At 69.5% G+C, this 2,684-nt stretch carries 3 protein-coding genes; all 3 read left to right on the top strand.

Going from position 1 to position 2,684, the window contains the following annotated elements; genetic code table 11:
• Positions 1 to 98: 98 nt before the first annotated feature.
• Positions 99 to 1,073: an ABC transporter permease gene (locus tag ACTT8P_RS38055; protein WP_442836366.1), complete on the top strand. Its 975-nt coding sequence runs from the start codon at positions 99 to 101 to the stop codon at positions 1,071 to 1,073.
• A gap of 47 nt (positions 1,074 to 1,120) precedes the next feature.
• Complete coding sequence (locus tag ACTT8P_RS38050) at positions 1,121 to 2,182, top strand: ABC transporter ATP-binding protein (RefSeq protein ID WP_442836365.1); 1,062 nt, start codon at positions 1,121 to 1,123, stop codon at positions 2,180 to 2,182.
• A 47-nt stretch (positions 2,183 to 2,229) separates the two neighbouring features.
• Positions 2,230 to 2,684: ATP-binding cassette domain-containing protein (locus ACTT8P_RS38045; RefSeq protein WP_442836364.1), on the top strand; the 455-nt coding region annotated here is incomplete at its 3' end.

The following is a 2,684-nucleotide window of genomic DNA, read 5'->3' as shown; positions in this document are numbered from 1 at the left end:
CGCCCCCCCCCCCCCCCCCCCCCCCCCCCCCCCCCCCCCGCAGGTCCCGTGACACCTCCCGACCCCCTCCGCCTTCCGCAGAGAGCAGCCCTGTCGCCATGCTTCAGTTCATCATCCGGCGTACGGTCGGAGCCGCCGTCACCCTGTTCCTGATCGGCGCCGCGACCTTCTTCCTCTTCGTCGCCGCGCCGTCCGACTACGCCTCCCTGGCCTGTGGCAAGGACTGCTCGGCAGGCCGGCTGGCGGACATCCGCGAGGCGCTCGGCCTCAACCTGCCGCTGGCGCAGCAGTTCTGGGACTTCATGGCCGGCATCGTGGTGGGCCGCGACTTCCCGGCCGGCCACTGCGAGGCGCCCTGCCTCGGCCAGTCGTTCTACTCGGGCGACATGGTGTGGAGCACCATCATGGACCGCTTCCCGCTGACCCTGTCGCTGACCGTCGGCGCCATGATCGTCTTCCTGGTGATCGGGGTCGGGGCGGGCATGCTCGCCGCCTTCCGCCGCGGCTCCCCCGTCGACAAGGTGGCCACCGGCGCCTCCATGGTGCTCAGCTCGTTCCAGATCTACTTCCTCGGCCCGATCGCGCTGACCGTGTTCGTCTACAGCACCGGCTGGATGGAGGACCCCAAGTACGTCCCCATCACCGAGGACCCGGCCGGCTGGCTGATCGGCCTGTCCATCCCGATGTTCGTGATGGCCACCATCTTCACCGCCCAGTACACCCGTATGGCCCGCTCCTCGCTGATCGAGCAGCTCGCCGAGGACCATGTCCGCACCGCCCGCGCCAAGGGCATGTCCCAGCGGTACGTCTTCTTCCGCTACGCCTGGCGCGGCTCCCTCATCCCCATCGTCACCATCCTCGGCATCGACCTCTCCAGCCTGCTCGGAGGTGCGGTCGTCACCGAGCTGACCTTCTCGCTCCAGGGCATCGGACGGCTGGCCGTGGACGGCGCGGTGCACAAGGACCTGCCGCTCACCATGGGCGTGATGCTGGTCGGCGCCTGCGTGATCCTGATCCTCAACATCCTCACCGACATCGTGTACGCCTGGATCGACCCGCGCGTCCGGCTCTAGGAAGCAGTTCCAGGAACGGCTCTAGGAAGCAGGAAGAGGCAACAACCGTGACCACAGTGACCAAGACCGAGGACCCGCCGGTCCCGGCCGGGCCCGAGGGATTCCTCTCGGTCCGCGATCTGAGCGTGCGGTTCGCCACCGAGGACGGTGTCGTCAAGGCGGTCGACGGCCTCTCCTTCGACGTGGAGCGCGGCCGGACGCTGGGCATCGTCGGCGAGTCCGGCTCCGGCAAGTCGGTGACCAACCTGACCATCCTGGGCCTGCACAACCCGCGCACCACCACCATTGACGGCGAGATCGTCTTCGACGGCAAGGAACTCGTCACCGCCACCGAGCGGGAACTGGAGAAGCTGCGCGGCAACCGGATCGCGATGATCTTCCAGGACCCGCTGACCGCGCTGTCCCCGTACTACACGGTGGGCCGGCAGATCGCCGAGCCGTTCATGAAGCACACCGGTGCCTCCAAGAAGGCCGGCTGGGACCGGGCGGTGGAGATGCTCGGCAAGGTCGGCATCCCGAACCCGGCGCAGCGCGCCAAGGACTACCCGCACCAGTTCTCCGGCGGTATGCGCCAGCGCGCGATGATCGCGATGGCCCTGGTCTGCGACCCCGACCTGCTGATCGCCGACGAGCCGACCACCGCCCTCGACGTCACCGTCCAGGCGCAGATCCTCGACCTGCTCAAGGACCTCCAGCAGGAGTTCGGCTCGGCAATCGTCTTCATCACCCACGACCTCGGGGTGATCGCCGACATGGCCGACGACATCATGGTGATGTACGCGGGCAGCGCGGTCGAGCGCGGCTCCGTGGCCGAGGTGCTGCACGCCCCCCGCCACCCGTACACCTGGGGCCTGCTGAACTCCATGCCCCGGCTGGACTCCGACCTCAGCGCCGCCCTGGAGCCGATCCCGGGCACCCCGCCGTCCCTGCTCAACCCGCCGACCGGCTGCCGGTTCCATCCCCGCTGCACCTTCCAGGACCGGGTGGGCGGCAGCCGCTGCGTCACCGAGCGGCCGCTGCTGGGCGCGGACCGCTCCTCGGCCTGCCACCTCACGGCGGAGCAGAAGCGGACCATCTTCGCCGAGGAGATCCGGCCCCGGCTGGGGTAGGGGACGGCCGACACCCGCCGCAACTCGCCACGCATGAAAGAGGAGCAATGACAGAAGACCTCGTGGTCCCCGCCCCGCGCGAGGCGGCGGCCGGCGGCGGAGGGGAGCCGCTGCTGGTGACGGAGGGACTGACCAAGCACTTCCCGGTCATGGGCGGCTTCCCGATCCGGCGGACGGTCGGCCAGGTACAGGCCGTCGACGGCATCGACCTGACCGTGGGGGTCGGCGAGAGCTTCGGTCTGGTGGGGGAGTCCGGCTGCGGCAAGTCGACCACCGGCCGGCTGATCACCCGCCTCCTGGAGCCGACCGCGGGGAAGATCCTCTACAAGGGCCAGGACATCTCCCGCGCCGGCCGCAAGAAGCTGGCCCCGATCCGGTCCGAGATCCAGATGATCTTCCAGGACCCGTACTCCTCGCTGAACCCCCGGCAGACGGTCGGCAAGATCATCTCCGGTCCGATGGAGATCAACGACATCAACCCGGCCGGCGGCCGCGAGGCCCG

It is taken from the genome of Streptomyces sp. JW3 (assembly GCF_052216785.1).
Classification (GTDB): Bacteria; Actinomycetota; Actinomycetes; order Streptomycetales; family Streptomycetaceae; genus Streptomyces.
Note: the sequence above shows the minus strand (reverse complement) of the source record. Positions and strands in the feature narration are given on the sequence as shown.